The following is a 305-nucleotide window of genomic DNA, read 5'->3' as shown; positions in this document are numbered from 1 at the left end:
GGCCCGTCCACTAACACCGCTGTCAGGTCGTCGTTGTCAAAGTCGGTGTCATTGGCCAACACGCCTGGCCCGGTCACGGTGAGGGTGCCGTCTTCATCGACGGCGTAGGCGTCATCGACCGCGATGGGTGCTTCGTCGTTGACGGGGTTGACGGTGATGGTGACGGTGGCGGTGTTGCCGTCCAACTCGCCGTCGTTGGCGAGGTAGGTGAAGGTGTCGGTGCCGTAGAAGTCGTCGTCGGGGGTGTAGGTGAACGACCCATCCGCGTTGAGCACCAGGGTGCCGTTGGCCGGCCCGTCCACCAA

General features: G+C 64.3%; 1 protein-coding gene. It reads right to left on the bottom strand.

Features of this window, described 5'->3' with window-relative positions:
• On the bottom strand, window positions 1-305 hold a 305-nt coding region (locus tag ABQE89_RS26330; protein WP_448422187.1), incomplete at both ends, for a cadherin-like domain-containing protein.

It is taken from the genome of Mycolicibacterium sp. XJ1819 (assembly GCF_053483675.1).
Note: the sequence above shows the minus strand (reverse complement) of the source record. Positions and strands in the feature narration are given on the sequence as shown.